This window comes from Archangium gephyra (assembly GCF_042230915.1).
GTDB lineage: Bacteria > Myxococcota > Myxococcia > Myxococcales > Myxococcaceae > Archangium > Archangium gephyra_B.
Genome location: NZ_CP102578.1, coordinates 4,002,272 through 4,024,229, shown reverse-complemented (window position 1 = coordinate 4,024,229; position 21,958 = coordinate 4,002,272). Strand labels below are relative to the sequence as shown.

Sequence of the window (21,958 nt, the reverse complement as noted above, 5' to 3'; positions counted from 1 at the left end):
AAGATGGACACGCGAGGAGGATGTCGTGACGAAGACGCGGAAACGGCTGCCCTTCATCAAGTTCGAGCTGCCCAAGCGCAAGAAGCCCGATGACAAGCAGGCGAGCAAGCCGGACAAGCCCCGGCCCACCGGCCCGGTGACGTCCATGGCGCTGGGCGAGGAGGCAGGCAGCCACCGCTAAGCGGCCCGCCGGGCACGGGCTTCCAAAAGGTGTCCAACAGTTGGACAACTTCGCGCCGCTCGTGCCCGGCGGGCCAGGGCCGTGCGCGGAGCCTACGGCGCGATGTACGAGCAGACGCCCTGGAACTGATCCACGTGCCAGCCGTACCGGATGTTCATGGAAGTCGCCAGGTAGCGGCTGGGGCACATGTCCGTGAAGGAGGAGGAGCCCACGTTGCTGCCCGCCTTGCCCGACCAGTACTGCACCTCACTGGACTGATTCCAGAGGGTGGGACTCGAGCAGTTGAAGCCCAGCTGATCGACGTAACTCCCGCCCGTACCGTAGAAGCCCGTGATGGCCATTCCCTCGGGGCAGACCATCTTGAAGTCGCTACCGCCCGTGCCACCCAGGGCCTGGGTGCTCTGCTCGGCGCCGAGGGTCCCGTCGTAGTTCAGGTACCGGCACACCAGGCCGAGCTGGTCGATGTACCATCCGGAGCGGCCGTGGATTCCCACGGCGACGAACCCCCGGGCACAGGCGAGGGTCACGGACGTGCCGCCGGAACCGCCGCGGGCCGTCAGGGGGTAGGAGGTGTCGGTAACGATGAGCGCATCGCTCGTCTGCGCCAGTTCCTCCGCTGCCGGCGTCCCGGACGCCTGCGCCTCCAGGGTGTCCAGCTCCGCGCCTCCACAGGCGGACAGGAGGGGCAGGCCAGCCAGCACCACGGTCATCGAGCGGATCATCTTCTTCATGGCATTGCTCCAGGTCAGGGTGTGTCGGGAGCGCCTGGGGGCGTTCCAACGGGGAGCAATGTGCCCGGAAGGACCGGGATGGGCTGTGCGCGGCCTCACCGCCCGGGAGTGAAGGCAAGCACACCCCTGGAGTGAGGCAGGGGCGGTACCCTGTCCCGCCCTCCACGGGCGGCGCGCGAAGAGCCTACGGCGCGATGCCGTCCATGATGGCCTTCAGCTCGCGCATGGACTCGAGGGCCTCGGTACGGTTGGGCGCGTACTGGGCCGACGTGGACCACCCGGTGCCGTAGCACCAGCTGTAGCTGTTGGTGACGCACTCGTAGGTGACGGTGGTCTCCTGCAGGGTGATGCCCACCGCGTGGTTGCGCAGCAGCCAGGACTTCCGCAGGTCCCCCGTGGAGTTGACGATGCTGTTGTACGTGCTCGTCCCGGTGGCGTAGCCGGCCTGGTTGGCGCTGGCGCCCAGCACCTGGGCCTCGGTGATGGTGGAGTGGATGGAGGCCGAGGTGTTCTGCACCGTGGTCATGCTGAAGTTGGGCACCTGCACGCCGGAGATGCCCACCTGCCAGGCCCGGCCCGCCGCGCACACGTCCAGGGGCCCGTAGCGCACGTCACCGCTGGTGGTGTTGCAGTTGGAGTACGGGAAGGGGTTGGTCAGGTCGAGCACGCCCTCCTTGAGCGACCACCACGCCACGCGCGAGGCCACGGTGAGGCGCGCGTCGCGGGTGCCCTGGAGCTTCGGCACGGTGTACGTGGCGATCCACCGCACCCACTTCTCCTGGGTGGCGTTGAGCTGGTAGCCGTTCACCCAGAGCCCGGCGACGACATTCCAGTAGTCCCCGTGCGCCCAGCCAACGGTGCCCTGGTAGTCCACCTGGTAGAAGCCGTTGCTCGGCGTGGCGTTGAGCACGGTGGCCGTCTTCAGGTACGGCACCGTCGTGAGGATGCCGTAGGTGGTCCCAGGGCCCGAGCGCAGGTTGACGCCATCGGTGGCCGTCACCTGCACGGTGGAGCCGCGCACGGCCCCGCTGATGACCGCGGCGGTGTCCGTCTCCAGCTCGCCCGCGGGAACCGGGGAGGACTCGTCCAGCGCCGGGCCACAGCCGGCCAGCGCGGCGGCGAGCAGCAACGGCAACAGCGAACGCGAACCTGCGACCTTCATGGGGTGACTCCTCGAGAGGGGGGACCGCCACGGGGCAGCGGGCGGCCTCCCCGCTCTATCACGGGTTTTCCCGGATAGAGCAGGAATCACTGATTTTGTAGTTTTCCAGATACCCGTCAGCTACCGGTGCGCAGCGACTTGAGAGCCTCGCGGAAGAGGGCCTGGAAGGCGGCCTCGGCGCCGAGCCGCTCGCTGGCGGACTCCGCGGCCTTCTCCGCCTGGGGCTGCTTGTAGCCGAGGTTGATGAGCGCGGAGACGAGGTCCGCCCGGTGACCGGACTCGGGAGTGGCGGGCTTCGCCTCGGCGGCCACCTGCTCCAGGTGCAGCGTCTTCACCTTGTCCTTGAGCTCCAGCACGAGCCGCTCGGCGGTCTTCTTCCCCACCCCGTGAATCTTGGTGAGGCGCGCCACCTCGCTCCTGCTCAGCGCGGCCACCAGCTCCGGCACCTCCATGCCGGAGAGCACCGCCAGCGCGAGCCTCGGCCCCACGTGGGACACCGAGTTGAGCAGGAGGAACAGCTCCTCCTCGGCGCGGGAGAGGAAGCCGAACAGCTCGAAGGCGTCCTCGCGCACCACGGTGCGCACGCGCACCTGCACGGGCTGGCCCTCCTCGGGCAGCCGCCCCAGCGTGAGCGAGGAGAAGAACACGCGGTACCCCACCCCCCCCACGTCGATGGTGGCCTCCTCGAGGCTCTTCTCCAGAACGTTGCCACGCAGTGCCGCGATCATCGCGCCTCAGGCCTCCTGTAGGACGGCGTCAGCTTGTCCGCGAGCTGCGCCTGCGCCGACTTGCGGCGCGTCTTCGAGGGCTTGGCGCCCGACACCGGCACGGCGGACCGGCCATGGTTGAGGTGGCAGATCGCCACCGCCAGCGCATCGCTGGCATCGGCGCGATCCAACACCTCGACCTCGAGGAAGGTACATACCATGCGCGCCACGGCGTCCTTGTCGGCGGCGCCGCCGGCCCCCACCGCGCGCTTCACCCGCGCGGGCGGGTACTCGTACACGGAGAGCCCCGCCTGGGCCGCGGCCAACAGCGCCACCCCACGGGCATGCCCGAGGATGAGCGCACTGCGCGCGTTGCGGAAGGTGAAGACGCCCTCCACCGCCACCGCCTGGGGCTTGTAGAGCTTCACGGCCGTCAGCAGCCCGCCGTGCAGCTCCTTGAGCCGCAGCTCCAGCGGAGCGTCGGGGTCCACCTTGATGACGCCATGGCCCACGTGGACCAGCCGGCCGCGCCGCTCCTCCACCACGCCATACCCCATGAAGCGACTACCGGGGTCGATGCCTAGGACGCGCAAATGCCTCTCCGGGGACAACGGAACAGGGGTTCAGCCTGCCCTATAACGCGCGGGCCGCCCCCTGTCGATGTGCCCGTCCGCCCCACTACGCGGAGAGCGAGTCCATGAGGGACTCGTCCATCTCGAAGTTGGCGTGCACGTGCTGCACGTCGTCGTTGTCCTCGAGCAGCTCCATCAGCTTGAGCATCTTCTTGGCGTTGTCGCCCTCGATGCGGACGGTGTTCTGCGGGAGGTACGTCCACTTCTGCTCGCCCAGCTTCAGGCCGGCCTGCTCCAGGCTGGCGGCCACGGCGTGCAGGTCCGCCGGCGCGGTGCGCACCTCGAAGCCGTCGGGGCCGTGGTTGAGCACGTCCTCGGCGCCGGCTTCGATGGCCTTCTCCATCACCTCGTCCTCCGAGGGGCCCGGCTTCACGGTGAGGAGTCCCTTCTTGTGGAACATCCAGCTCACCGAGCCTTCGGCGCCCAGGTTGCCGTCCTCCTTGGAGAACATGGAGCGCATGTCGCTGGCGGTGCGGTTGCGGTTGTCGGTGAGGCACTCCACGAGCACGGCCACGCCCCCGGGGCCATAGCCCTCGTAGACGATCTCCTCGTAGCTCTCGCCCTCCAGCTCGCCGGTGCCCTTCTTGATGGCGCGCTGGATGTTGTCGTTGGGCATGTTGGCCTCGCGGGCCGCGAGGATGGCCACGCGCAACCGGGCATTGCTCTCCGGGCTGCCTCCGCCCAGCCGCGCCGAGACCGTGAGCTCCTTGATGAGCTTGGTGTAGAGCTTGCCCTTGCTCACGCCCATCACGGCCTTGTACCGCTTGAGCTTCGACCACCGATTGTGACCGGACATGGCGCGTCTTCTAACCTCCGGCGTGGGACCGGTCCAGGCCCGCTTCAGGCCGCCCGGGAGGTCCCCGTCGTCTCGAACGCCTCGGCGAAGGGCTCCTCCTCGTCCTCGAGCTCCGCGGACGAGATCACCGGCTCGAAGAAGGGCGGAATGGACTGGGGCACCGGCTCGCGCTCGGCGATGAGGTTGGCCGGCACCAGCACGCCCTGGGCATACAGGCACGTCACCGCCTCCAGGGTGGTGACCTCCGGCAGGCCGCACTCCAGCAGGGCCGTGTGCACGGTGCGCTGCCCATCGAAGAGGCGGATGACCTGGCCCACGTCATCGGGCAGCGACTTGAGCAGGCCCGCCAGCCGCTTGAAGTCCACGACGAGCCGGGCGGACAGGGGGATGCCCAGGGCGCACAGGGCGGCGAAGCGCTCGGCGGCCGGCAGGAGCAGCGAGGCGTAGATCTTCAGGTTGACCACGAGCTTCCCCTCGGCGAGCACCTCCGCGAAGGAGACGGCGTAGGCGCCCGAGCCGAAGAGGAGCATGCGGCGGATGGCGGTGAGGCCTCGCTCGCCCTCGAAGGAGGCGTCCACCACATGGCCCTGGTGGAAGGAGAGCCAGCCCTCGTTGTCGCGCAGCTCGACGCGGCCGGAGCGCGTGCCACACAGCAGGGCGTGGAGCACCTGGGCCAGGGGCATGCGGACGGTATGGGCCTCGTAGGCGGGAGCGAAGGCGCTGCGGCCGGCCTTCAGGCGGGCGAGCGACACCAGTACCTGGGGGGGCACAGGCCGCAGGAGGTAGTCATCGGCGCGCACGGCCTCGGCGCGGGCGCGGTGGTGGGGCTCCTCGTGGTGCGAGAGGAGGTACACCGGGAGGTGCTCGGTACGGGCGTCGGCGCGCAGGCGCTCGCAGAAGGTGAAGCCGTCCATGCCGTCCCCGCAGGACTCGGCGGGGGCGATGACGAGGTGCGGCAGCGGGCGGCCCTCGCCCAGCTCGCCGAGGACGTCCTCGATGGCCGGGGCGGCGAGCACCTCGAAGCCGGCGCCGACGAGGCCCAGGGCGAGGGTGGCGCGCACGTCCTTGTCGGACTCGACGAGCAGGACGCGGGGGCGGAAACGCGTGGAGCGCCGCCGGGGGCTGACGTCGGCGGAGACGGAGGACGGGGCGGGCTCGAGGACGGTGGCGCGGTGCGGACTGTCGGCCATGGGGGACTCCTGGAGCGGCGATCCTGGGAGAAACCGGGCATCCACTTCAGGTGAAAAACTATAGGATTCCGAGAAAAAAGACTACCACGAAACGAGAGTACTCCATGTCTTGTCCGAGAGAAACGTGGCGCCGGAAGCCAAGGGCTTGAAATTGTTGGGTAAGCGGCAGGGGGAGGGACAAGGAAACGCTCGACGGGCCTGGGGGCGAGGCGCCAGAGTGGGCGGCCTATGACGCGACTGATGCTGGTGTGTGTGCTCACGCCGCTGATGGCGGCGGCGCAGGAGACGACGGCCGCGGCCCCCGAGGGAGCGACGGCGGAGGCGGTGAGGCTGGAGGCGAAGCGGGAGAACTTCGGGGCGGTGGTGGCGCCGGCGGCGTTGCCCGACGGGGCGACGGCGGTGTCCGGGTGGGTGGGGGTGCCGGAGGTAGGGGCGGCGTACCGGCAGGGGACGGGGGGATGGGAGGTGGGGGCGCGGGCGCGGTTCGACTATCTGCGCCTGGCGGTAACGGCGGAGGGAGTGGCGAGGCGGCAGGTATGGACGAGCGGCGCGTGGGCGGTGGCGCCGGAGTTGGGGCTGGGGCTGACGGGGAACACGGGGAGCCGGTACTTCGACGAGCAGAACCTGGAGGGGTGGTTCCTGCGGTTGAACCCGGCGGTGGTGGCGAGCTGGAAGGTGGCGGAGACGGTGACGGCGGTGGGGCTGGTGGAGGTGCCGTACGAGCTGGGGCTGAGCCCGGCCGGGACGTGGCGGGTGAAGCCGATGGCGGGAGGAGGCGCGGAGATCTACCTGGGAGAGGATCTCTCGCTGTCCGCGGTGGGCGAGCTGGGAGTGGACGTATTCAAGGAGTTGCGAGGGGTGACGCAGACGAGGCTGGGCTACGGAGTGCGCCTGGGCCTGGGCGTGCGCCTCTTCTGAAGCAGGGCCCCTCCCCTCCCCTGCCAACAATCTCCCCTCTCCCCTCGGGAGAGGGACGGGGTGAGGGTATCTCGCCCCCCCGGGTTGGCTCCGTGGTTCACGGAGCCCCCGTGCTCACCACTCCGGAATGGGAGTCACCCGGGGAGTGCCAAGAATCTCCAGCGTGCGCTGCGCGACGCGAATCAAGGTCTGCGCACAAGGCTCACACCCTCCCGCACAACACCGGGGCCAATGCCCCTCGGGGTTGCGCAGAAGAGGCCGGACACAGGCCTCGTAATAGGAGGGAAAGGACAGCTCCTCGCTGGCGCGGTGGAGCGCGGCATTCATCTGCTCTTCGGTGAAGTCGGCCACGGCCCTATTTAAAGCATGCCCGGGCCACGGCGCTCACCTGGAGCCCGCCCTGGGAGGAGCGGGCCTTCTCGCTCCGTTCGCGGAAGCTCAGGACCCCGGGACGGTGAGACGGAGGGCCAGGGGACGGCAACTGGCGCCGGACTCGGACGGAGGAGCCCAGGCCCCGAGCGAGTGATGGAGCCGCCCCTCGCGCCGCTCCAGGTAGAGGATCATGTTGAGCGGCCAGCCGGAGCCGCAGAAGAGGTGCCGGTCCATGGGGGTGGGCTCCTGGCTGACACGGAGGCCGCGCTCATGGGGCGGGCCGATGCGGTGCCAGTCCGGGTGCAGGTGGATGGAGCCGAGCACCTCCAATCCCTCGGCCTCGGCCTCCCGGGTGATGCGCAGGAGCTCCTTGGGCTCGCACCAGAAGCCGCGGCGGCCATTGGAGTAGCAGGCGCCGAAGAGAGGGATGATGGTGGACTGGAACTCCTGGAGCACGTCGCCATCGGACTCGCGGATGTTGCGCGCGAAGCGGACGCGCTCCACGGACATGGCGTCCTCGACGAAGCGCCCGAGCAGGATGGCCCAGCAACGAGGCGGGAGCTCGGGGGTGCACGACTCGTACTCGCGGACCGAGTCCCCGAAGAAATCGGCGAGCACCGACATGTCCAGCAACACGGTGTCGGGCATCACGGCTCCGTCTCCGAGGACGGAGTGCGCAGCCGGCCCGCGGCGCGCTCCTCGCGGAGCTGGGAGCTGAGATGGCGGGCCACGCGCTCCTCGAAAGCGGCGGTGGCCTCGGGCGTCCACGAATAGAAGCCCTGCCCCGACTTGAGCCCGAGCTCTCCCCGCTCGACCTTCTGCGCGATGACCGGGGGTACCGGCCGGCCGGAGCCGCGCATGATGGCCGCCAGGAGGTCCAGCCCGGCGAGGTCCAACCGGTCGAAGGCGCCGGTGACACCGAGGCGCCGGCCGATGCCCTGGGTGATGATCCGGTCCACCATTTCCGGAGTGGCCACGCCCTCCTGAACGATGCGGAGGGCCTCGCCGATCAACGCCTGCTGAAGGCGCGGGCCGACCGAGCCCGGCACATCCCGAGGGAACACCACCGGGGCCTTGCCCACCTCTTCGAGCAGGAGCCGGGTGGCCTCGACGACGTCCGGGGACGTCTTCTCGCCGGGGATGACATCCACGAGGGGGACGAGGTGCGCGGGCAGGTAGTAATGAGCGGAGAGGACGCGCTCGGGGCGGGAGCAGTCCCTGGCAATCGCCGTCACGCTGAGCGCCGTGGTGTTGGAGGCGAGGATGGTGCCCGGCGAGGCGAGCCCATCCAGCTCCTGGAAGACCCGCTGCTTGAGGGCGAGGTCCTCGGGGACGGACTCGATGACGAAGTCCTGGTCCGCGACGGCCTCGGCGAGGACGGTGGTGCGCCGGATGCGGCCGAGCGCGGCGGAGGCCCGCGCCGGGGAGAGGAGCCCCGTCTCCACCATCAGCGCCGCATCGCGCTCGATGCGCGCCTGGGCCTGGGCGCTGCTCTCGGAGCGCGTGTTGTAGAGCGTCACCTGCCGGCCCGCGGTGGCGAACTCGAGCGCGATGCCGCTCCCCATGGCTCCCCCACCCACCACACCGATTCTCTTGATTTGCCTGGATTCCATGGACGGGAGAATCCCCTCTCCCAGGGGGTGGAAGCAATGCCCTGTTCCAACACCGCGCGGGAAACGCCTCCCGTTGCCGCGTATCATTCCCGGCTCGGAGGAACACGCATGCCCGCTGCGCTCGAAGAATCCGCCAAGCCCGTCATCATCGGCCGCTCCAGCTCACACTTCACGCGCGTCACGCGGATCTTCGCCGCGGAGTTGCACGTCGACTACTCCTTCCGGGTGGTGCGCGATCTCATGTCCTCCAATCCGGAGGATTACGGCGGCAACCCCGCGCTCAAAATCCCGTCCTTGCAGACGCCCCGAGGTGTCTGGTTCGGCTCTCTCAATGTCTGTCGTGAGCTATGGCGGCGGTCGAGCCCCAGACCCCGCGTGGTCTGGCCGGAGGATCACGACGAGCCGTTGCTTGCCAATGCACAGGAGCTCGTTCTTCAGGCCATGTCGACGGAAGTGTCGCTGATCATGGGCAAGCTGGGTGGCACCGGCGACAGCGCTCATCACACGAAAATGCGGCAGAGCCTGATCAACATGATGGCGTGGCTGGAGGACAACGCGACGTCCGTGCTCGCCGCGCTCCCGCAGCCTCGGGACCTGAGCTACCTGGAAGTCACGCTCTTCTGCCTCGTGAGCCACCTGGAGTTCCGGGACGTCTTGCCGACGGCCCCCTATCCCGAGCTGAACAAGTTCTGTCAGCAGTTCGCGGCGCGCGCCTCCATCGGCGAGACCACGTTTGGCTTCGACACGTGAAGGCCGAAGCGAAGAAGACTCACCGCACCGAGACCTCTCTCACCTGCGGTGACACTTCCTCGACCGAGACCTTCACGTCCAGGAAGTGCGCGAACGTCTCGAGCTGCGTCTGCGCATGCCCGTCGAGCGGCAGCGTCCGGAACGAGCCCCCTCGGGCCAGCGCCAGCAACAGCATGAGTTGATCAGCCAGGTGGTGCCCCACGGGCACTCCGGCCTCCAGGTAGACCCGCGCCTCCTCCGCCACCGCCCCGGCAATGTCCTCCGCTCGCACGCCCCGCTCCCCGAACCCGGTGAACACCTCCGTGACGTGCTCGCTCTCGACCTCCAGGCACACCACGTTCCCCGGCCCCGCCGAGCGCTTCAGCTCCTCCACCCGCCGCTCCTCCAGAAGCCACCCGAGCGTCCGCCCCACCGTCTCCAGCTCCCGCTTCGCCACGTCGTACGGCACCTGCGCGATCATCGCCGTCGCCTGCCGCCGCACCACGTTCCCCCGCTCCATCAGGTGCAAGGGCTTCAGCGGCGCGGGCTGCACGAGCACCTCGAACTTCCCTCCCCCCGCCGGGAAGAACCCGTACTTCTCCAGCGTGGCCTCCACGCCCGGCCCCATCCGCCGCACCAGCGGCAGGTACGCCTTCGTCAGGAAGTCGAACGGCGGCGCCGCCGGGTTGTGCGTCCCTCCCTCGAGCACCAGCGTCGACGGCCCGCTCGCCCCCAGCAACGCCGGCAGCACCGTCTGCAGCACCAGCGTCGCGCTCCCCGCCGTCCCCACCGCGAAGTGGTAGTCCCCCGACTTCAGGCTCCTCGGCCGGAACGTCAGCTCCTTCGAGTGCAGCTCCGCCCCCTCCAGCTCCGCGTCCCCCACCGCCGCCGCCGCCTTCACCGCCGTCAGGTGCTGGCGCAGCAGCCCCGGCTTCGAGCGCCCCGCACGGATATTCACCATCTGGAAGGGCGTCCCCGTCACCAGCGACAGCGCCAGCGACGTGCGCAGCACCTGCCCTCCCCCCTCTCCCTTCGAACCATCGATGCGAATCATCACAGAACCCTCAATTCCACTGAGCCAACCCAAGGTCCCAGGCACCCTCACCCCGACCCTCTCCCGGGGGGAGAGGGGATGGCACGCGGGGAGGTGATGCGGAGGGAGATGACGCGGAGGAGAATAGCGCGGCGGCCACTGCCCGCACGTAGCGATGCCCGCTCCCTCATCCTGGCGACCGAAGTCTCGGAGAGAGCGGGCATCTCAGTGTCTTTATCCCCTCATGTGTCCCTCCTCGTCGGGAACCCCTCTCGTTCACTCCCTCAACCCTTCACGCACACCACCTGACGCAGCGTGTGGACCACGTCCACCAGGTCCGCCTGCGCCGTCATCACCGCGTCGATCGGCTTGTACGCCCCGGGCGTCTCGTCGATGACCTCCGCGTCCTTGCGGCACTCGATGCCCGCCGTCGCCTTCGCGTGGTCCTCCAGCGTGAAGCGCCGCTTCGCCGCCTCACGCGACATCACCCGGCCCGCACCGTGGCTGCACGAGTGGAAGGCCTCCGCGTTCCCCTTCCCTCGCACGATGTACGAGCGCGCCCCCATGCTGCCGGGGATGATGCCGAGGTCCCCCTCGCGCGCCCGCACCGCCCCCTTGCGCGTCACGAACACGTTCTTCCCGTAGTGGTGCTCGCGCGCCACGTAGTTGTGGTGGCAGTTCACCGCCGCCTCGGTGAGCTCGAACGCCGGCAGCTCACCACTCGCCTTCAGCGCCTCCACCACCGAGCGCAGCATCAGCTCGCGGTTCATCGCCGCGTACTCCTGCGCCCAGCTCACCGCGTGCAGGTAGTCCTCGAAGTACTCCGTCCCCTCGGGCAGGTACGCCAGGTCCGCCTCCGGCAGGTGGATGAAGAAGCGGCGCATGTCCTCCTTCGCCAGCTCGATGAAGTGGCTTCCAATCCGGTTCCCCACCCCGCGCGAGCCGCTGTGCAGCATCAGCCACACCTGGCCGGCCTCATCCAGGCACACCTCGATGAAGTGGTTCCCCGTGCCCAGCGTGCCGAGGTGACCCAGGTCCGGGCCACGGCCCAGGCGCGGGTGCTTCGCCAGAATGGCGTCGTAGCCGGGCTTCAGGTGGGCCCAGGCGTCACGGTGCATGGCGGGCGAGTCCTGCCACGCGCCCCGGTCATTGCGGCCGCCGTTGTCGGTACGGCCGTGCGGCACCGCCTTCTCGATGGCCGAGCGCACCTTCCCGAGCGAGTCCGGGAGCTGCTCCGCGCGCAGCGTGGTACGCACGGCGATCATCCCGCAGCCGATGTCCACGCCCACCGCGGCCGGAATCACCGCGCCCGCCGTCGCCACCACGCTCCCCACCGTCGCGCCGAAGCCGCGGTGCACGTCCGGCATCACGGCGATCCACTTGTGGACGAACGGCAGGGACGCCATCGCGCGCAGCTGCTTCTTCGCCTCGTCCTCGAACGGCACGCCCACCGTCCACGCCTTGATGGGCACCCCACCCGCCTCGTTCGACACCACCTCGTAGCCGCGCTGCGTCTGCATGACCGTCTCCTTCAGTCCGTTCGCCCGGGCCGTGCCGGGCACGCGAGGAGGTAGAGCAGGGCGCGTGCCAGCCCATTTCTCGAGGGAGGACCCCCATCCCCTGCCCCATTTCCTATCCGTTGGGATAAAGTCCTATCCGCATGGCGAAGACGCGGACGCGCGAGACGGTGGTGTTCGGGATGCTGGGCACGACGCTCGACATGGGGCGGGGGCCCAAGCGGTGGGAGAAGTGGCGCCCCACCGTGGGGCTGTGCCAGCAGGAGGATCTGCTGGTGCACCGGTTTGAACTGCTCGCGCTGCCGGGACATGCCGAGCTCATGCAGACCGTCCAGGAGGACATCGCCCAGGTGTCCCCGGAGACGCAGGTGCGCCCCACCGAGCTGCACATCCGGAACCCGTGGGACCTGGAGGAGACGTACGGCGCGCTGCTCGACTACGCGAAGGCCTACCCGTTCCACCCCGAGCACGAGGACTACCTCGTCCACATCACCACCGGGACGCACATCGTGCAGATCTCCATGTTCCTCCTGGTGGAGAGCCGGCACATCCCCGGGAGGCTGGTGCAGACGTCACCGCCCCAGGGAGTCCGGGACCAGGGGCGGCCGGGCGTGCATGCCATCATCGACCTGGACCTCTCCAAGTACGACACGCTGGCGAGGCGCTTCGAGCAGGAGCAGCGCGCGGGCCTGTCCTTCCTCAAGGCGGGCATCGACACGCACAACGCGGCCTTCAACCGGCTCATCGAGCGCATTGAACAGGTGGCCACGAGCTCGCGCGCCCCGCTGCTGCTCACCGGGCCCACCGGGGCGGGTAAGTCGCAGCTCGCCAAACGCATCTACCAGTTGAAGAAGACGCGGCGGCACGTGAATGGGCCGTTCGTGGACATCAACTGCGCCACGCTGCGCGGGGATGGGGCCATGTCCGCGCTCTTCGGCCACGTGAAGGGCTCCTTCACCGGGGCGGTGGGAGACCGGCCGGGGCTGCTGCGCCAGGCCCACGGCGGCGTGCTGTTCCTGGATGAGATTGGCGAGCTGGGCGCGGACGAGCAGGCCATGCTGCTGCGGGCGCTCGAGGACAAGCGCTTCCTGCCGGTGGGCTCGGACAAGGAGGCGGAGAGTGACTTCCAGCTCATCGCGGGCACCAACCGGGACCTGCAGGCCGAGGTGGAGCGCGGGCGCTTCCGGGAGGACTTGCTGGCGCGCATCAACCTGTGGACCTTCCGGCTGCCGCCCCTGTGCGAGCGGCCCGAGGACATCCCGCCCAACCTCCTCTACGAGCTGGACCAGGCCTCGCAGGCGCTGGAGACGCGGGTGACGATGAACAAGGAGGCGCAGGAGCACTTCCTGCGCTTCGCCACCTCGCCCGAGGCGCGCTGGAGCGGGAACTTCAGGGATCTCAACGCGGCGGTGCTGCGGATGGCGACGCTCGCGCCCGGTGGCCGCATCACCCGCGAGGGCGTGGACGAGGAGCTCGAACGGCTGCGCGCCGCCTGGGCCAAGAGCGGGCCGAGGCAGCAGGCGGCGGTGGACCTCGTGGTGGAGATGCTCGGGGAGGAGCGCGCCGAGGCGCTGGACCGGTTCGATCGGGCGCAGCTCGCGGAGGTGCTCGCCGTGTGCCGGCAGGCGCGCACCCTGTCCGACGCGGGGCGGGCCCTCTTCGCGCAATCGCGCTCGCAGAAGAAGAGCGTCAACGACGCGGACCGGCTGCGGAAGTACCTCGCCCGCTTCGAGCTGAGCTGGGCCGACGTGACGGGGCCAGGGGTCGTCTAATAGCCTGAGTAAAGCAGCGAGCCCAGTAACCGAGGCGCATGAGTCACAGCGTCACGAGGCATTATCAGCTCACGGTGCGCCCGGACATGTCACATCCCGGAACTTCGCCTCCATGGAGCAAGACGCTTCAGGAAAGCGTTAGTACCATCAGAGGCGGAACAGGGCTCAAGCCCTTCCCAAAGTGCGAATACTCTTGCGACTCTTACCTTCGAAAGGTCGAACCGAATGCATCGAATTCGTTTTGTAGAATCTCACCGCCTCCCGTAGACCATCTGCTGTTCTCCAATACCGGACTTCCATCAAGACAGCATCGTTGACTCATGGAATTCCACACAGCTTACGTCAAACTAGCCCATTACATTAAACTTCAGTCATCAACACCCCAATAGCCCTTTTCGCAAGACAGCAACATGGCCCTTTTTTCAAGACGCAGCCTTCAGCGCATATTGAACCAAAACGCAGCTTTCGTAAGTGAAGAGCAAGCCCAAGCACAAGTGCGCGCTCTAAATGCAGCGAACGAGCAATCTCTGGACTTTGAGTGGGAGGTCGCCATTCTGAACGCCTTCAGCAAACTAGGGACTGTACGCCACGAACCGGACTTGGGGGGTCCACGGAGGATCGACCTGTGGTTCGCAAGGCAGAACGCATCTCACCCCAGCTTTATTGCCGATATCGCAACGGTCTCAGAAGTTGGACGCAAGGATGCAAATCCCGTAGATTTCATCGAAGAACAATTACTCACACGGGTTCGCAAGACCAATCTTGAAGCCAACCGCTTCTCAATAAGCGTAGATGGAGATCTTGAAGGAGAGCCTGGTCGGCAAGTAATGCGCCTAAAGCTCCCCTCCAAGCACAACATACCGGCTCTATTTGGAACCGAATTCTTAGAATTTCTCGAACAGTGCAAAGCCGCACCAGATCTTAGACACAACTACTCCAAGTACAACGGAACAACCGCACTGAAAATTGGGTATGTTCCAGGCCAGCCTTTCTTCTCGATATCGTGCCCATCCTTTGAAACATCTTACTCCGCCACAAACAACCCCATCCACAACACATTAAAACGCAAATCAAAGCAGCTAAAACAAATTCAAAACACAAACCCCAAAGGCATCATTCTTTGCGCTGCAGACACGGACCTGGCCGAGCACCAAACCAGCGGAGGATGGCTCAGTGCGGATCACATTATTCAAAGCTTCCTTAACGCAAGCTCTTCCATTTCCTTTGTCTTAGTCATTTTCACACAAGAGGATTACCGCCCAGGGCGAGGAATCTCGGGCCCTTATATAAAATCAAAAACGTACTTGAGCAGTTCCGTGGCAGCACCATCTCTTGAGCAATGGGCCATCGACTGCTTGAATGCAGTTCATGCGCACCTTCCTGCCCCAATCAACACCAGCATCAACGCATTAAACCACCTAGACAGTCACTGGCGTCGCGAGGGTCGCTCTTTTTTTGGCTCATTCTCCATGAAAAACAATACAATCCGCATTTCTGCTCGTGGGCTCCTGAGCTATCTTGCCGGGAAAGTATCACAGGAAGATTTCTTGAAAGCACACCAAGCCGGCGATGGATGGGTAACCGTGTTTGACGTCATGGCGCGACAGGGGCGCACAATTCAATCGATTCGCATTGAGAAGAACGATGATTTGGATGACGATTGGGCAGTATTTGATTTTGGCCCACCCGATCCTGCCGTTACTCCGCTGAAAGCCCCCAAACCGCCTGCAACAGGCTCCTAACACCACTATTAGGCATAAATACCGTCTGCCCTTGGACGCACGAGATTCGAGGGCTTGCTCAAGAGAAGGAGGGTTTCAGTCTAACCGTCTTTGCTGGCCACCGCCTTCAAGGACATCTTCCCGGCAGCACCACATCCTCGCTTTCGTCGGACGAGTTGGCTGCGCACAAGGTGCTCCCGCTCGATGAGCGCCACCTCGCCGCCCTCCTCTACCTCGACCAGCCCACGCCCTAGGCTGCGCGCGGCCTGGGCGAAGAGCGGGCCGAGGCAGCAGGCGGCGGTGGACCTCGTGGTGGAGGTGCTCGGGCAGGAGGAGCGCGCCGAAGCGCTGGACCGGTTCGATCGGGCGCAGCTCGCGGAGGTGCTCGCCGTGTGCCGGCAGGCGCGTACCCTGTCCGACGCGGGCCGGGCCCTCTTCGCGCAGTCGCGCTCGCAGAAGAAGAGCGTCAACGACGCGGACCGGCTGCGGAAGTACCTCGCCCGCTTCGAGCTGAGCTGGGCCGACGTGGCGGGACGCGGGGCCTCCGGGATGGCCTGAGAGAGCAGGCAGACAAGCGCCTACGGGTCGCTCGACGCCGGGGTCGAGTCATGAGAAACGCCCGCGCGTGACGAGCGAGACGGCCCTGCATCCTGGAACGGCATCCGAACAACCTACGCTGGGGCTGTTGCGGCTGACGTGGCCCATCTTCCTGGAGTTCCTGCTGTTCATGCTGATGGGCACGGCGGACACGCTGATGCTCAGCGGCGTCTCCGACGATGCCGTCTCCGCGGTCGGCGTCGTCAATCAGTACATCTTCCTGTGCATCCTCATCATGGAGGTCATCAGCAACGGCGCCTCCATCGTCGTGGCCCAGTACATCGGTGCCCGCAGAGCGCAGGAGGCCGCCCGGATCTCCGCCCTCTCCATCACGTTGAACTTCCTGATCGGGCTCGTGGTCAGCGCGGGCCTGTTGTTGTTGGGCGACACCATCCTGACGCACATGAACCTGCAGGGCCCGGTGCTGGCCCATGCGCGGACGTACATGGGCATCGCGGGCGGATTCCTCTTCATCCAGGCCCTCATCAACGTCTTCTCCAGCCTGATCCGCACCTACGGCTTCACCCAGCAGTCCATGTACGTCTCGCTGGGCATGAACGTGGTCCACGTGCTCGGCAACTACCTGCTCATCTTCGGAAAGGCCGGCTTCCCGGAGCTGGGCGTGGCCGGGGCCGCCATCTCCACCGTCCTGAGCCGCTCCGTCGCGCTCGCCGTCTTCGTCTGGATGCTCTACCGGGTGATGGACGTCCGGATGGCGCCTCGGGATTACGTGGCCTTCCCGGGCGACTACATCCGGAAGATCCTCAAGGTGGGCGTCCCCTCCGCCGTCGAGCAGATGACCTACCACGCCTGCCAGACGGTGTTCCTCTACTACGTCACCTTCCTCGGCTCCGAGGCCCTGGCCTCCCGGCAGTACGCCCATGCCATCTCCCAGTATGTCTTCCTGTTCAGCCTCGCCATCGGCATCGGGACGTCCATCATCATCGGGCGGCTGGTGGGGGCGAACCGCCGGGAGGACGCGTACCGGCAGGCCCTGCGCAGCCTCAAGTGGAGCGTGGCCATCACCGTCCTGGTGGATGTGGTCGCCATCCTGCTCCGCAAGCCCTTGGTCGAGCTGTTCACGGACAATGGCGACATCATCCGGCTGACCTCCCAGGTCATCGTCCTGAGCCTCGTCCTCGAGACCGGGCGCTCCTTCAACCTCGTCCTGGTGAATGCCCTGCGGGCCGCCGGAGATGCGACCTTCACGGTCTACATGGGCTTCCTCTCCATGGCCTGCCTCAGCCTGTCCCTGGGCTACCTGTTCGTCTTCAAGATGAACCTGGGACTGGCCGGCGTCTGGCTCGCCGTCGCGGCGGACGAGTGGACCCGAGGCATCGTCTTCTGGTTCCGGTGGAGGAGCCGGGCTTGGGAGCGGCAGTCGCTCGTCGGACCGGCGGTGGAGCAGCCCGCCACGGTGGCCGCCGCCGGTTGAAGCCCCCTGCCGTTTTGTGGGGGAACTCCGGCCGGCCTGTCTAGAATGCCCCCCGATGCGAACGCGCAGGCCCCTGGTCGTCATCGATGCTCTCGCCTCGCTGGCCACCGCCTTCAAGGACATCTTCCCCGGCAGCACCACGTCCTCGCTCTCCTCGGACGAGCTGGCCGCGCACGTGGAAGAGCTCGGCCCGCGCGCCGCGCTCAAACCCAAGGTACTCCCGCTCGACGAGCGCCGCCTCGCCGCCCTCCTCTACTTCGATCAGCCCACGCCCCAGGCCGGCCTCCTCATCGACCTGCGCCGCTCCGTCCGCGTCAGCGACAGCCACTTCGCCCGCTCCTTCTGCCGCGTCTTCAATGACGACCTGACCCACGTCTCCTCCGCCAGGAGCCTCGACGAGCACTGGGCCGCGCTCGAGCAGACCCGGCTGCGCCGCGCCGTCGCCCGCTACCTCAACTACCGGCCCCACAAGATGTCCAACTGGGTCCGCGCCATGGAGGACTCCATGGCCCTCACCTACGAGGGCCGCAACGTCCGCCACTGCCTCATCATCGCCCGCAAGGCCAACCGGCTCGTCCAGAAGCTCCAGAACAAGTTCATCCCCCTGCCCGGCGGCCTCTCCATCGAGAACGCCCTGCTGCGCGAGAAGTGGATCCGCACCGTCGTCGACGGCCGCCGCGTCGCCCTGCTCGCCAGCATGCAGTCCGGCACCATCATCGGCTTCATCTCGCTCGCCGAGGTGGACCGCAACGAGGCCGCCCTGCGCTACGCCCCGCACGAGACGCTCGTCCCCGTCCAGGCCGTGCTCGCCCATGCCACCCATGACGTCGCGCTGGTGACCTCGCCCCAGAACGACCTCTTCATCCTCAGCGGCAAGGGCTCCGTCTTCCAGAAGTCCCACGGCCACTGGCGCGTCCTCGACTACGAGGCCCTCCACGAGCGCATCTCCTCGCGCTTCCGCGAGGACGTCGTCATCGGCGTGCTCCGCGCCGCCATGGACCTGGCCTACGAGCGCACCGGCGCCCTCTTCTGTCTGCTCGACTCGCGCACCGAGCTCACCGACCTCATCCCCGACCACGGCCACCCCCTGGCCGCCAACAGCCACCTGCGCCGCAGCCTCCGCGGCCAGAACATCTCCATCTGGGCCCAGCGCCAGGTCATCACCGCCGCCGCCGCCACCGACGGGGCCGTCGTGCTCGACCAGGACGGCAGCGTGCTCGACATCGCCTGCATGGTCTCCAGTCCCAAGGAGATCGCCCGGCTCGGTGTGCGCGAGCCCAGCATGCCCGGGGCCCGCGCCCTCGCCGCCTGGCGCGCCAGCTTCCGCGGCGTGGCCATCAACGTCTCCGAGGACGGCCCCATCACCGTCTACGAGCGCGGCGCGGAGATCGGCCGCATCGGCTGAGCCGCTCCGCCCGCTCCCCGGGAGAGCAGGCTTCCGGGCCCCTGGCGCCGTCCACTCCGCCCGCGCGCACACCGGGGGCCTCGGCTACTGTCCGCGCCCTCACCGGGGGCCCGCGCGCCCCCACCTGTCTGGAGGGTTCGTGAGGTACTTCGTCATGGTCGCCGTGGGGACCACCCTCTGGGGGTGCTGGCCTCTCGTGCTGCGGCCCACGGGGCTCACCGGTCCTCAGAGCGCCCTGCTCATGATGGCCATCATGGCCCTGCCCACCCCCTTCGTCCTGCGCCGCGAGGCCTTCCGCGACCGCCGCGCCACCCTCGCCCTCGGCGTGCTCTCGGTCTGCGACGCCGCCAACGCCGCCCTCTACTTCGCCGCCGTCCAGCGCGGGCCCGTCACCGTCGCCGTCCTCACCCACTACCTCGCCCCCCTCCTCATCGCCCTCGCCGCCCCCTGGGTCCTCCGCGAGCGCCGCTCCCCCCGCGCCCTCCTCGGTGCGCCCCTGACGCTCGCCGGCCTCGCCCTCATCCTCGGCACTCCCCAGGACGGCTTCGCAGATCCCTGGACCGCCCTGCTCGGCGGCGCCAGCGCCTTCTTCTTCATGGCCAACGTCCTCGCCTCCAAGGAGGCCGCCCGCTCCTTCTCGCCCCTGGCCATCAACTCCCTCCACGCCATCCCCTCCGGCCTCCTGCTGCTGCTCGTCTTCGGCCGCGGCGCACTGCCCCCCGCACTCGACTCGAGCCTCCTCTACGTCGCCGCCGGCACCGTCCTGTGCGGCATCGTCGCCAACAGCCTGTTCTATTCCGGACTCCGCCACGTCCCCACCGCCACCGCCGGCGCCCTGACGTACCTGGAGCCGCTCACCGCCGCGCTTCTCGGCGTGCTCGTCTTCGGCGAGGCCCTCGGGCCCCTGGGGCTTCTCGGCGGGGGGATCGTCCTCGTCTCCGGCGCCTGGGTCGCCAGCGAGTCCCGTGCCTCTACTCGGCCCGCTCCGGCCCCCACGGGTACGGGGTGACCCATGGGGACCGGGGACTCGAAGTGAGGCACGGACTGGAGGACGGGGGCGGGCACCCTCACCCCGACCCTCTCCCGAGGGGAGAGGGAGTGGTTCTTGGGTGGGGGTCTTGGGGGGTTGCTGGGTGGGGCGCTGCTCCTACTTCTTCAGTTGCTTCTCCAGCGCGGCCCGGACTTCCGCGGTGAAGCCCCCCAGCAACTGGCTCCCCGTGTCGATCAGCGGCCTGCGCACGTGGTTGGGGTTCGCCGCCAGGTGCTTCACCAGCTCCTCCTCCCCCAGCGCCCCCAGCTCCCCCTTCCTCTTGGGGGCGATCAGCTCCCGCACGCCGCCCATCCTCGCCGCCAGCGCCCGGACCTCGGCCTCGCTCAGCGGCTTCTTCACCAACTCCCGCACTTCCGCCTGCACTTCTTTCTGCGCGAGAAACTCCCGCGCTGACTTACAACCCGTTCAACCGTTCTTGATATAGAGCGTGATGGACATGCCTCCCGTGTAGCAGTCCCCTCGCACTCCCTCAATTCCCCGCTTGCGCTCGGGTACGGGGGAGTGGTCCTCTTTGGCTGGCCCCGTCCGTCCGTGCCCGCGGGAGCAGTACCCTCATGGAACCCTCTGTCGATAGCCGCGAGTACCGCGTCGTCTTCTTCTGCCCGACCTCGAGCGCCCAGCTCGAGCACATCGAGGCACCCGTGCGCCGCGTCCTCACGCGCATCTCCGCTCCCCCCGCCGAGCTCGCCCCCCTCGAGGCCGCCGGTACGCTCGGAGAGGCCGGCTGGCGCGTCTATCTGGTGCGCTCCATGACCGAGCGCTCCGCCGCGCACGCCCTGGCCGCCCATGTCACCGAGGCCGCCTCCGCCATCGCCACCGAGCTGGACACCGAGGTGCTCGGGCTCTACGTGGACGTGGGCAGTGACTCGGCCCGCATCTGCCGCTGCCTGCCCGACGAGAGCCCAGAGACTTTCGCCGGCCTCCGCCGCAAGGTGCTCGACCGCACCGCCGAGTGGCTCGACGTCAACCCGGCCAGCCTCTCGGCCCTCTTCCACCTCGGTCTGGACACGGACGAGGAGATGGACGCCGAGGACCGCTTCGTCGAGACCAAGCTGCGCGAGGCGCGCGAGTTGATGCAGCGTTATCGTCAGGGCAAATGAGGTCTCGTACCCCGGCGGATCTCGCCGGCCGCTGTCCCGGTTGCTACCTGCCCACCGCCCTCTGCCTCTGTGCCGAGGTGCCCCGGCTGCGGACGCGCACCCGCTTCCTCGTCATCCGCCACAACAAGGAAGCGCACAAGTCCACCAACACGGCCCGGCTGGCGGGGCTCGCCCTGGCCCAGTGCGACATCCTCACCTATGGGGCCCCGGGCCAGCCCTTCGACGTCTCGGTGCTCACCGCGCCGGGCACCTGGCTGCTCTTCCCGGATGCCCAGCCGCCCCCGCCCGGCACGCCCCCGCCCGAACGGCTGGTGGTGCTGGATGGCAACTGGACGCAGGCCCGGCGTATGTACCAGCGCCTCCCCGAGCTGCGCCGGCTGCCCGGACTCGCCCTGCCCCCTCCCCCTCCGGATGCCCGGCGCCTGCGTCGCTCACCCCACCCCTATGGCATGTCCACCGTGGAGGCCATCGCCGGAGCCATCTCCGTCCTCGAGGGGGAGGAGGTGGCACGCCCCCTCTACGCGCTCCACGAGCTGATGATCGACCGGGTGCTGGCCGCCCGCGGCCGCCTCGACGACGACGAGTGAGCTTCGCCGCAGTGCGCCACGGGCAGTGCGGCCAGTTGACCGAGTGTCGAGTAGGCGTCACGGGCACACTCCCAGTGGTAGTGTGGGCGGCGCGATGCAGAAGCTCATCTTCGATTACACGGTGCAGAGCAATCTCCGGGTGCTGGGACAGCCGCTCGCGCCCGAGCATGTCCCCGGGCTGGCGGCGCTGGGAGTCGACCCGAGCAAGCCGCTGCTGCCCGCGTACCCGGTGGAGACGTACACCGCGCTCATCGACTTCATCACCGGACGGCTCTGGCCGGACCTGCCCCAGGAGGAGGCGGGCTTCGAGCTAGGCCGGGCCTTCATGCGCTCCTACCAGGAGACGCTGATGGGCAAGGCGGTGTTCTCGGTGACGAAGCTGCTCGGGCCGCACCGCACGCTCGAGCGCATGAGCCGCAACTTCCGCAGCGCCAACAACTACACCGAGACGCGCCTGCGCAAGGTGGGGCCGAGCACCTACGAGCTGTGGTTCAACTACGCCCTGCGCACCGCCTACTTCCGGGGCCTGCTCACCGAGGCCCTGGAGCGGGCGGGTGCCCGGGGGCTCTCGGTGACGCTCGCCGCCAGCACGGCCAGCGGCGAGGCCACCTTCCGCATCTCCTGGGGAGAGTAGGCGGCGCCCGGCGGGGAGACCCTCCGGGCCCGAGCTCGAGCAACTGGTCCGACAGTCGGACCAGTTGGTGAAGCG

24 protein-coding genes are annotated in these 21,958 nt (G+C 68.0%); 12 read left to right on the top strand and 12 right to left on the bottom strand.

Annotated elements, in window-relative coordinates; translation table 11 throughout:
- Window positions 1-25: 25 nt before the first annotated feature.
- A complete protein-coding gene (locus NR798_RS16255; RefSeq protein ID WP_375772381.1) occupies window positions 26-181 on the top strand; it encodes a hypothetical protein in 156 nt (51 codons plus the stop codon).
- Between the two features lie 92 nt (window positions 182-273).
- Here the strand turns inward: NR798_RS16255 and NR798_RS16250 are convergent, their stop codons facing one another.
- From NR798_RS16250 to NR798_RS16225, 6 genes are all read right to left on the bottom strand, one after another.
- Entirely contained in the window at window positions 274-912 is a 639-nt protein-coding gene (locus NR798_RS16250) for a hypothetical protein (RefSeq protein WP_375772380.1), read from the bottom strand.
- Window positions 913-1,096: 184 nt separating this feature from the next.
- Window positions 1,097-2,074 carry an SH3 domain-containing protein gene (locus tag NR798_RS16245; protein WP_375772379.1) on the bottom strand — a complete coding sequence of 326 codons (978 nt, stop codon included), beginning with the start codon at window positions 2,072-2,074 and terminating at the stop codon, window positions 1,097-1,099.
- 116 nt (window positions 2,075-2,190) lie between these two features.
- On the bottom strand, window positions 2,191-2,802 hold the full coding sequence (ruvA, locus tag NR798_RS16240) for a Holliday junction branch migration protein RuvA (protein ID WP_375772378.1): 612 nt from the start codon (window positions 2,800-2,802) through the stop codon (window positions 2,191-2,193).
- A complete protein-coding gene (ruvC, locus tag NR798_RS16235; RefSeq protein WP_375772377.1) occupies window positions 2,799-3,374 on the bottom strand; it encodes a crossover junction endodeoxyribonuclease RuvC in 576 nt (191 codons plus the stop codon). The genes ruvA and ruvC overlap by 4 nt, the downstream gene beginning before the upstream one ends.
- 85 nt (window positions 3,375-3,459) lie before the next feature.
- Window positions 3,460-4,209 carry a YebC/PmpR family DNA-binding transcriptional regulator gene (locus NR798_RS16230; protein WP_375772376.1) on the bottom strand — a complete coding sequence of 250 codons (750 nt, stop codon included), beginning with the start codon at window positions 4,207-4,209 and terminating at the stop codon, window positions 3,460-3,462.
- 44 nt (window positions 4,210-4,253) lie between these two features.
- Window positions 4,254-5,399, bottom strand: coding sequence for a response regulator (locus tag NR798_RS16225; protein WP_375772375.1), 1,146 nt, complete (start codon window positions 5,397-5,399; stop codon window positions 4,254-4,256).
- A gap of 228 nt (window positions 5,400-5,627) precedes the next feature.
- Between NR798_RS16225 and NR798_RS16220 the strand changes: the two genes are divergently transcribed.
- Entirely contained in the window at window positions 5,628-6,317 is a 690-nt protein-coding gene (locus tag NR798_RS16220; RefSeq protein ID WP_375772374.1) for a hypothetical protein, read from the top strand.
- 114 nt (window positions 6,318-6,431) lie between these two features.
- Here the strand turns inward: NR798_RS16220 and NR798_RS16215 are convergent, their stop codons facing one another.
- The 3 genes from NR798_RS16215 to NR798_RS16205 all read right to left on the bottom strand — a co-directional run bounded on the left by NR798_RS16215 (window position 6,432) and on the right by NR798_RS16205 (window position 8,302).
- Window positions 6,432-6,644 (bottom strand): hypothetical protein, encoded by a 213-nt coding sequence (locus NR798_RS16215; RefSeq protein WP_375773778.1) that lies wholly within the window; start codon window positions 6,642-6,644, stop codon window positions 6,432-6,434.
- Between the two features lie 111 nt (window positions 6,645-6,755).
- A complete protein-coding gene (locus NR798_RS16210) occupies window positions 6,756-7,337 on the bottom strand; it encodes a hypothetical protein (RefSeq protein ID WP_375773777.1) in 582 nt (193 codons plus the stop codon).
- On the bottom strand, window positions 7,337-8,302 hold the full coding sequence (locus tag NR798_RS16205; RefSeq protein WP_375772373.1) for a 3-hydroxyacyl-CoA dehydrogenase family protein: 966 nt from the start codon (window positions 8,300-8,302) through the stop codon (window positions 7,337-7,339). Before NR798_RS16205 ends, NR798_RS16210 begins: the two co-directional genes overlap by 1 nt.
- Before the next feature lie 108 nt (window positions 8,303-8,410).
- Between NR798_RS16205 and NR798_RS16200 the strand changes: the two genes are divergently transcribed.
- Window positions 8,411-9,052: a glutathione S-transferase domain-containing protein gene (locus NR798_RS16200; RefSeq protein WP_375772372.1), complete on the top strand. Its 642-nt coding sequence runs from the start codon at window positions 8,411-8,413 to the stop codon at window positions 9,050-9,052.
- Window positions 9,053-9,071: 19 nt separating this feature from the next.
- On the opposite strand, the gene rtcA is transcribed toward NR798_RS16200, so the two are convergent.
- Together rtcA and NR798_RS16190 are read right to left on the bottom strand one after the other, a co-directional pair.
- Window positions 9,072-10,085, bottom strand: a complete 1,014-nt coding sequence (rtcA, locus tag NR798_RS16195; RefSeq protein ID WP_375772371.1) for an RNA 3'-terminal phosphate cyclase — start codon at window positions 10,083-10,085, stop codon at window positions 9,072-9,074.
- Window positions 10,086-10,348: 263 nt separating this feature from the next.
- Complete coding sequence (locus tag NR798_RS16190; RefSeq protein ID WP_375772370.1) at window positions 10,349-11,584, bottom strand: RtcB family protein; 1,236 nt, start codon at window positions 11,582-11,584, stop codon at window positions 10,349-10,351.
- Between the two features lie 140 nt (window positions 11,585-11,724).
- Between NR798_RS16190 and rtcR the strand changes: the two genes are divergently transcribed.
- The 6 genes from rtcR to NR798_RS16160 all read left to right on the top strand — a co-directional run bounded on the left by rtcR (window position 11,725) and on the right by NR798_RS16160 (window position 19,520).
- Window positions 11,725-13,353 carry an RNA repair transcriptional activator RtcR gene (gene rtcR / locus NR798_RS16185; protein WP_375772369.1) on the top strand — a complete coding sequence of 543 codons (1,629 nt, stop codon included), beginning with the start codon at window positions 11,725-11,727 and terminating at the stop codon, window positions 13,351-13,353.
- Between the two features lie 410 nt (window positions 13,354-13,763).
- On the top strand, window positions 13,764-15,095 hold the full coding sequence (locus tag NR798_RS16180) for a hypothetical protein (RefSeq protein WP_375772368.1): 1,332 nt from the start codon (window positions 13,764-13,766) through the stop codon (window positions 15,093-15,095).
- A gap of 183 nt (window positions 15,096-15,278) precedes the next feature.
- A complete protein-coding gene (locus NR798_RS16175; RefSeq protein ID WP_375772367.1) occupies window positions 15,279-15,632 on the top strand; it encodes a hypothetical protein in 354 nt (117 codons plus the stop codon).
- A gap of 67 nt (window positions 15,633-15,699) precedes the next feature.
- Entirely contained in the window at window positions 15,700-17,106 is a 1,407-nt protein-coding gene (locus NR798_RS16170) for an MATE family efflux transporter (RefSeq protein WP_375772366.1), read from the top strand.
- A 55-nt stretch (window positions 17,107-17,161) separates the two neighbouring features.
- On the top strand, window positions 17,162-18,511 hold the full coding sequence (locus tag NR798_RS16165; protein ID WP_375772365.1) for a hypothetical protein: 1,350 nt from the start codon (window positions 17,162-17,164) through the stop codon (window positions 18,509-18,511).
- A 139-nt stretch (window positions 18,512-18,650) separates the two neighbouring features.
- A complete protein-coding gene (locus tag NR798_RS16160) occupies window positions 18,651-19,520 on the top strand; it encodes a DMT family transporter (RefSeq protein WP_375772364.1) in 870 nt (289 codons plus the stop codon).
- 138 nt (window positions 19,521-19,658) lie between these two features.
- On the opposite strand, the gene NR798_RS16155 is transcribed toward NR798_RS16160, so the two are convergent.
- A complete protein-coding gene (locus NR798_RS16155) occupies window positions 19,659-19,901 on the bottom strand; it encodes an arsenate reductase family protein (protein ID WP_375772363.1) in 243 nt (80 codons plus the stop codon).
- A 215-nt stretch (window positions 19,902-20,116) separates the two neighbouring features.
- Between NR798_RS16155 and NR798_RS16150 the strand changes: the two genes are divergently transcribed.
- From NR798_RS16150 to NR798_RS16140, 3 genes are all read left to right on the top strand, one after another.
- Window positions 20,117-20,662 carry a hypothetical protein gene (locus NR798_RS16150; protein WP_375772362.1) on the top strand — a complete coding sequence of 182 codons (546 nt, stop codon included), beginning with the start codon at window positions 20,117-20,119 and terminating at the stop codon, window positions 20,660-20,662.
- The gene (locus tag NR798_RS16145; protein WP_375772361.1) at window positions 20,659-21,249 is read left to right on the top strand and encodes a tRNA-uridine aminocarboxypropyltransferase; all 591 of its coding nucleotides are present in this window, start codon (window positions 20,659-20,661) and stop codon (window positions 21,247-21,249) included. The genes NR798_RS16150 and NR798_RS16145 overlap by 4 nt, the downstream gene beginning before the upstream one ends.
- A 94-nt stretch (window positions 21,250-21,343) precedes the next feature.
- On the top strand, window positions 21,344-21,883 hold the full coding sequence (locus tag NR798_RS16140) for a DUF2378 family protein (RefSeq protein ID WP_375772360.1): 540 nt from the start codon (window positions 21,344-21,346) through the stop codon (window positions 21,881-21,883).
- Window positions 21,884-21,958: the final 75 nt, after the last annotated feature.

Bases quoted from the DNA above. Each gene is read 5' to 3' on its own strand.
- ruvA (WP_375772378.1), bottom strand. From the start codon at position 2,802: ATGATCGCGGCACTGCGTGGCAACGTTCTGGAGAAGAGCCTCGAGGAG.
- NR798_RS16250 (WP_375772380.1), bottom strand. From the start codon at position 912: ATGAAGAAGATGATCCGCTCGATGACCGTGGTGCTGGCTGGCCTGCCC.
- NR798_RS16200 (WP_375772372.1), top strand. From the start codon at position 8,411: ATGCCCGCTGCGCTCGAAGAATCCGCCAAGCCCGTCATCATCGGCCGC.
- NR798_RS16230 (WP_375772376.1), bottom strand. From the start codon at position 4,209: ATGTCCGGTCACAATCGGTGGTCGAAGCTCAAGCGGTACAAGGCCGTG.
- NR798_RS16210 (WP_375773777.1), bottom strand. From the start codon at position 7,337: ATGCCCGACACCGTGTTGCTGGACATGTCGGTGCTCGCCGATTTCTTC.
- NR798_RS16190 (WP_375772370.1), bottom strand. From the start codon at position 11,584: ATGCAGACGCAGCGCGGCTACGAGGTGGTGTCGAACGAGGCGGGTGGG.
- NR798_RS16225 (WP_375772375.1), bottom strand. From the start codon at position 5,399: ATGGCCGACAGTCCGCACCGCGCCACCGTCCTCGAGCCCGCCCCGTCC.
- NR798_RS16175 (WP_375772367.1), top strand. From the start codon at position 15,279: ATGAGCGCCACCTCGCCGCCCTCCTCTACCTCGACCAGCCCACGCCCT.
- NR798_RS16140 (WP_375772360.1), top strand. From the start codon at position 21,344: ATGCAGAAGCTCATCTTCGATTACACGGTGCAGAGCAATCTCCGGGTG.
- NR798_RS16150 (WP_375772362.1), top strand. From the start codon at position 20,117: ATGGAACCCTCTGTCGATAGCCGCGAGTACCGCGTCGTCTTCTTCTGC.
- NR798_RS16205 (WP_375772373.1), bottom strand. From the start codon at position 8,302: ATGGAATCCAGGCAAATCAAGAGAATCGGTGTGGTGGGTGGGGGAGCC.
- rtcR (WP_375772369.1), top strand. From the start codon at position 11,725: ATGGCGAAGACGCGGACGCGCGAGACGGTGGTGTTCGGGATGCTGGGC.
- rtcA (WP_375772371.1), bottom strand. From the start codon at position 10,085: ATGATTCGCATCGATGGTTCGAAGGGAGAGGGGGGAGGGCAGGTGCTG.
- NR798_RS16215 (WP_375773778.1), bottom strand. From the start codon at position 6,644: ATGAATGCCGCGCTCCACCGCGCCAGCGAGGAGCTGTCCTTTCCCTCC.
- NR798_RS16220 (WP_375772374.1), top strand. From the start codon at position 5,628: ATGACGCGACTGATGCTGGTGTGTGTGCTCACGCCGCTGATGGCGGCG.
- NR798_RS16165 (WP_375772365.1), top strand. From the start codon at position 17,162: ATGCGAACGCGCAGGCCCCTGGTCGTCATCGATGCTCTCGCCTCGCTG.
- NR798_RS16180 (WP_375772368.1), top strand. From the start codon at position 13,764: ATGGCCCTTTTTTCAAGACGCAGCCTTCAGCGCATATTGAACCAAAAC.
- NR798_RS16245 (WP_375772379.1), bottom strand. From the start codon at position 2,074: ATGAAGGTCGCAGGTTCGCGTTCGCTGTTGCCGTTGCTGCTCGCCGCC.
- NR798_RS16145 (WP_375772361.1), top strand. From the start codon at position 20,659: ATGAGGTCTCGTACCCCGGCGGATCTCGCCGGCCGCTGTCCCGGTTGC.